5 protein-coding genes and 1 tRNA gene are annotated in these 5854 nt (G+C 66.7%); 2 read left to right on the forward strand and 4 right to left on the reverse strand.

Annotation, left to right across the window (positions count from 1 at the left end; genetic code table 11):
- Window positions 1–147: 147 nt before the first annotated feature.
- Both JOZ79_RS09790 and JOZ79_RS09795 read left to right on the forward strand, forming a co-directional pair.
- A complete protein-coding gene (locus tag JOZ79_RS09790; RefSeq protein WP_294073638.1) occupies window positions 148–1296 on the forward strand; it encodes an efflux RND transporter periplasmic adaptor subunit in 1149 nt (382 codons plus the stop codon).
- On the forward strand, window positions 1293–4424 hold the full coding sequence (locus JOZ79_RS09795; protein ID WP_294073640.1) for a CusA/CzcA family heavy metal efflux RND transporter: 3132 nt from the start codon (window positions 1293–1295) through the stop codon (window positions 4422–4424). The genes JOZ79_RS09790 and JOZ79_RS09795 overlap by 4 nt, the downstream gene beginning before the upstream one ends.
- A 31-nt stretch (window positions 4425–4455) precedes the next feature.
- Here the strand turns inward: JOZ79_RS09795 and JOZ79_RS09800 are convergent.
- The 4 genes from JOZ79_RS09800 to JOZ79_RS09815 all read right to left on the reverse strand — a co-directional run.
- Window positions 4456–4531 (reverse strand) — tRNA-Phe (locus JOZ79_RS09800).
- Between the two features lie 41 nt (window positions 4532–4572).
- Entirely contained in the window at window positions 4573–4770 is a 198-nt protein-coding gene (gene yacG / locus JOZ79_RS09805; protein ID WP_294073642.1) for a DNA gyrase inhibitor YacG, read from the reverse strand.
- Window positions 4754–5707 (reverse strand): ribonuclease, encoded by a 954-nt coding sequence (locus JOZ79_RS09810; protein ID WP_294073644.1) that lies wholly within the window; start codon window positions 5705–5707, stop codon window positions 4754–4756. The genes yacG and JOZ79_RS09810 overlap by 17 nt, the downstream gene beginning before the upstream one ends.
- The coding region (locus JOZ79_RS09815) for a Maf family protein (protein WP_294073646.1) at window positions 5700–5854 on the reverse strand (155 nt) is incomplete at its 5' end. The genes JOZ79_RS09810 and JOZ79_RS09815, both read right to left, overlap by 8 nt.

Raw genomic sequence — 5854 nt, forward strand, 5'->3', positions numbered from 1 at the left:
TCGCGGTGCTCACCGCGCAGCAGGCCTATCAGCAGGCCCGGCTGGCCCAGATCCAGGCGAAGGCCGACCGCTTCACGGACACCGCCGCATTGTTCCAGGCCTTGGGCGGCGGCTGGTGGCATCGGCCCGATCTCATGAGCTCGACGAATGCCAGTTGAAGCCGGCGGTCGCCGCCACCTGATCGCCTTGGCCTGCCTGCTCGCCGCGATTGCCGGCTGCTCGTCTGCGCCCGAGGACAATGACAGCGCGCCCATCAATGCCGCCGACGTCAAGCTGACCAAGGCCCAGCGGGCCCACATCCAGCTCTATACGGTCGTTCCGGTCGGCTATCGCCAGCGTATCGAAGCGCCCGGCACGGTGGACTTCGACAACGACCAGGCGACCTCGGTCGTTTCCCCGTTCACGGGCCCGGTCACCCGGATCCTGGTCGCGCTTGGCCAATCCGTCGGCAGGGGGCAGCCGCTCGCAGTGGTCCAGTCGGCCGACTATGCGACCGCAGTCGGGGCCTATCGCAAGGCGGTGGTCGCCGCGGCCAACGCGCAGCGGCTCGCCGCCGCCGATCGCGATCTGGCCGCACACAACGGCATCTCCCAGCGCGAAGCAGCGCAGGCCCAGACCGACGCCGCAAGCGCCACCGCTGACCGCCAGTCGGCGCTGCAGTCGCTGCTCGCCATGGGCGTCGACCGCGGCACGATCGCGCGGGCGACGGCAGGCAACCCTGCGGCGGGCTTCGCTGGAGTCATCCGCGCCCCCGTCTCGGGGACCGTCGTCGAAAAGCAGATCACGCCCGGCCAGTTGCTTCAATCCGGCACCTCCGCGGCCTTCACCGTCGCCAACCTGTCGCAGGTCTGGGTCCTCGCCCAGATCAACTCGAGCGACCTGTCATCCGTCCATCCCGGCGATTCCGCCACGATCGACCCCCGCAACGGCACCGGACCCTTTCACGGGACGGTGCAGAACGTTGCCGCGTCGGTCGATCCGGACACGCGCGCCGTGGTCGCGCGGATCGTCGCTCCCAACCCGGGCGATCTCCTCAAGAAGCAAATGTATGTCGACGTCTTGCTCGAGTCCGGCAGGGTCAGCACGGGCCTGCTGGTCCCGGTCTCGGCGGTGCTCCGCGATGATGAAAACATGCCCTTCGTGTATGCGATGCAGCCCGACGGCAGCTTCGTGCGCAGGCACGTCACGCTCGGCTATCGCGACAGCCAGAACTACGAAGTGACGACCGGCCTCGCGAGCGGGGACAAGGTCGTCGCGAACGGCGCGCTGTTCCTTCAGTTCATGCAGAGCCAATGACCGACGGACCGACGGACCCGATCGCGCGGCCGCCGGCGGCCAGTTCCTCCTTCATCAACCGGATTGTCGCCCTCGCCCTGGAGCAGCGGATCATCGTTGCCCTGGTCGCGGTCCTGCTGGTCGCAGCCGGCGCTCACGCCTGGGAGCACCTGCCGGTCGATGCCTACCCCGACCTGTCGCCGCCGATGGTCTCGATCACGACGCAATGGCCCGGACACTCGGCGGAAGAGGTGGAGCGGCTCGTCACGGTTCCTATCGAGCGCGAACTGAACGGCATCCCCAAGGAGAGCAACCTCCGCTCCGTTTCGCTCTACGCGCTGTCGAGCGTCGACCTGACCTTCGATCAGGACACGGACCGCAATTTCGCGCGGCAGCAAGTGCTCAACCGGCTTGCCGGTATCGGCCTTCCCAGCGGAGTCTCGCCGGACGTCAGCCCGCTCACCTCTCCGTCGGGACTCATCTATCGCTACACGCTGCAGAGCCCGGACCGCTCGCCAACCGAGCTCAAGACGTTCGAGGACTGGACGGTCGAGCCGCAATACCGCTCGGTTCCTGGCGTCGCGGACGATTCAGGGTTCGGCGGCGGGACCATGCAGTACCAGGTGCTGCTCGACCAATATCGCCTTGCCGGCGCCGGGCTGTCGCCGCAACAGGTCGAAGCGGCGCTCAGCGCGAACAACGGGAACGGCGGCGGCGGCTTCTATTCCGAGGGCGGCCAATCCTATTACGTGCGCGGGCTCGGCCGGCTGACGAGCCTCGAGGACATCGGCAATGTCGTCGTCGCGGTGCACAACGGAGTCCCGACGCTCGTCAAGGACGTTGCCCAGGTCACGCTCGGCATCGCACCACGGCTTGGTCAGTTCGGCATCGGCCGACAGAATGACGCGGTCGAGGGCGTCATCATGCTGCGCACCGGCGAGAAGACGCAAGACGTGCTGAAAGGCGTCGAAGCCAAGACGCGCGAGCTCAACACCAGCGTCCTTCCGAAGGACGTGAAGGTCGTCCCCTTCTACGACCGGTCCGACCTCGTCGCTGAGACCGTGAAGACGGTCGAAAGCAACCTGCTGCGCGGCATGCTGCTGGTTGTCGTTGTCCTGATCTTCTTCCTCTACGACGTCAGGTCCGGGCTGATCGTCGCCCTCACCATCCCCCTGTCGCTCCTGTTCGCCTTCGCCTGCCTCAATCTGCAGGGGGGATCGGCGAACCTTCTCTCGATCGGCGCTATCGATTTCGGCATCCTCGTCGATGCGGCGGTGATCATGGTGGAGAATATCTATCGGCGCCTCGCCGAAAGCGACGACCGGCCGGACAATCTGATGGCCATCGTCCGCGACGCGGCAGCAGAGGTCGACCGGCCGCTCTTCTATTCGGTGATCGTGATCGTCGTCAGCTTCCTGCCGATCTACGTCCTGACGGGCCCATCGGGCGTGCTGTTCAAGCCCATGGCCGACACCATGATCTTCGCCCTGATCGGCTCGCTGATCGTCACCCTGACCCTGCTCCCGGTGCTCTGCTCCTGGCTGATGCGGAGCGGCCTGCGTGAACGCCGAAACGCGACCTTCGAACGGCTTCGCTCGTGGTACGCAGGCGGCCTCGACCGCTGCCTTTCCCGGCCGCTCGCGACCATCGGGGGCGCCGCGATCCTGATGCTCGTGTCGATCTTGATCTTCATCAACGTCGGCGCCGAGTTCATGCCCCACCTCGACGAAGGCGCGCTGTGGGTGCGGACGACCATGCCGTACACCATCTCGTTCGATGAATCGGCGAAGATCGTGCCGCAGGTCCGAGCGATCATTACGTCGTTCCCCGAGGTCACCGTGGTCGGGTCGGAGCATGGGCGGCCCGACGACGGAACCGATGCTACGGGCTTCTTCAATGCAGAGTTCTTCGTCGCCCTGAAGCCCTATTCGGAATGGCGCGGGCCAATTCGGACGAAGCCGCAGCTAATCGCGGCGATCGACAAGAAGCTGCAGACGTTTCCCGGAATGACGGTCGACTACACGCAGCCTGCCGAAGACGCCGTCGACGAGGCCGAGACTGGCCTCAAGAGCGCGCTCGCGGTCAAGCTGTTCGGACCGGACCTGAACACGCTCGAACAGAAGGGCAAGGCGATCAAGGCCGTGCTGGAGCACGTGCGCGGGATCAAGGGCGTGACCCTGGTGCAGGAGCTTGGGCAGCCGAGTCTCGCCATCAGAATCGATCGCGACAAGATCGCCCGCTACGGCGTCAACGTCGACGACGTGAACAGCCTCATCCAGACGGCGATCGGCGGCGATGTCGCGACCCAGGTCGTGCAGCAGGAAAAGGAGTTCGATCTCGTCGTGCGGCTGGAGGGCCAGTATCGCGACGACCCGGTCGCGATCGGCAATATCCTCGTCGCGACACCGGGCGGACAGCATATCCCGCTCAAGGAGCTCGCCGACATTTCGGTCAGCAGCGGCGCGTCCTTCATCTACCGAGAGAACAACAGCCGTTTCATCGGCGTCCAGTTCGCGGTCGAGGGCCGTGACCTCGCAAGCGCCGTCCAGGATGAGATGGCGCAAGTCTCGAGCAGGGTGCAGCTGCCGCAAGGCTATCGCGCGGACTGGGGCGGCGAATATAGCGAATATACGGCCTCGCGGGCGCAGCTGACGACGATCGTCCCACTGACCCTGCTGCTGATCTTCCTGCTGCTGTTCTTGCTCTACCGGAACTTCAAATTCCCGGCGATTGCGCTCGCCGGCGTGCTGATGTCGGCGCCGGTCGGGGGCATATTGGCGTTGTGGCTGACCGGGACGCCGTTCTCCGTGTCGTCGGGGATCGGCTTCCTCGCACTGTTCGGCGTGTCGGTGCAGACGGCCCTCGTCTATATTTCCTACGTCAACGAGCTTCGGCTGAACGGGACTCCGCTTGCCGAGGCCATCCGCGAGGGCGCGATCCTGCGGCTTCGGCCGATCATGATGACCGCGCTCGTCGCCGCCCTGGGCCTCTTACCGGCGGCCCTTGCGACCGGCGTGGGCACCGATACGCAGCGCCCCTTCGCGGTGGTCATCGTCGGCGGGCTGATCACCTGCCTGCTGATCATCATCTTCCTGATGCCCGCGCTCTACACCGTCGTCGCGCGCGGCACGGACCGGCTCGAGGTCTAACGGCGGCACGGCGAGGACTGCTGGAAAGGAGTGGTGCCCAGGGGCGGGATCGAACCACCGACACCGTGATTTTCAGTCACGTGCTCTACCAACTGAGCTACCTGGGCATTCGCGTGCCGGGCGCGACCCGGCAAAGCGAGGGCGGTCCCTATCCGGCGTCCCCCTCGCTGTCTACCCTGCCAAAGTCATGCTGCTCATCGGCGGGCGGCCCGGGAATGCGATAGCTCTCGCCAAGCCACTTCAGAAGGTCGCGATCCTTGCAGCCGCGGCCGCAGAATGGCGCATGCTCGGGCGCCTCGGGCTTGCCGCAGAGCGGGCACAGCTTGGCTTCAGGGGGTTTCGGCATATCCGCCGGAGATGGCGAGCGAGCGGTCGGCGCGCAAGGTGACGGCGCCGCCAAGCTGCCTCGACAGGCGCTCGGTCCAGTTCTCCGCCCTCTCGATGGCGGCGATGACGGACGGGTGAGCAGCCAGCCGCGTCGCACCGGCCCGTTCCAGCGACGTCCGGCGAAGCAGGGCGCGGGCTTCGAACGGTGCCCGGTCCTGCGCCAACTCCACGAGTGACGCTCGAACGCGCCGGCGGACGATCTGGACGAATCCGAAGCCGTTGACCGCCGTCCGTTCGAACGGCTGCGGCAGGTGAGCGTCGATCGCGGCTGCTGCGGCCTGGCGCGCGGCCCTTGATCCGGCGCTCGGCAGATCGATACCCACCGACCCGCCGATGTCGAGGCGACGGATCGCCTTGGCGGCCTCCGCGGCGCCACGGACGGCGAGCTCGTCGGACGGGAGATAACCGTCGACATCGATCAGGGTCATGGCCGGCGTCGGCGAGATCCGAAGCTCGCCACCGGCGAAGCGCACTATGCCCGAACGAGCTTCATCGCTGAGATCGTCCCAGCCTGCCCGAGTGAGCACATCTCGGCGCCCGGGAAACGAAACGTCGCAACCGGCCACGCGCTCGGCATCGCCAGGGGCGCCGCCAACGCGGGCAAGCGGTCGCTTCCACGGCTCCGCGCCTGGAATGCCTTCGCGAGTCACCTCGATTGCCACGACAGATCCTTGCGTCACGCCAGCAGCACCGCGCGGGAGAAGGAATTCGGCACCGCTCTCGTCCCGCGCGACGGCGTTGCGGCCGCCGGTGCCGGAATCGACCAGCCGCGCGCGGATCACCGTGCCGGCGCGGGCCAAGCCCTCGAGCTCGATCCGAGCCTCGACGATATCGCCGCCGTCGATCAGCGCGAACCGGGTCTCGCCGATCCCGCGCTCGATCCACCATTCAGGCAAGCGGATATCCCGCCGATTTGAGCAGGACCCGGGTCTCGGCCAGCGGCAGCCCGACGACGTTCGAATAACTGCCGGCGATGTGCCGGACATAGACCTCGCCATAGCCTTGGAGCGCATAGCCACCGGCCTTGCCGCGCCATTCGCCGT

Origin of the sequence: Sphingomonas sp., from assembly GCF_019242355.1 — a bacterium.
In the GTDB taxonomy this organism is placed as follows: Bacteria; Pseudomonadota; Alphaproteobacteria; order Sphingomonadales; family Sphingomonadaceae; genus Sphingomicrobium.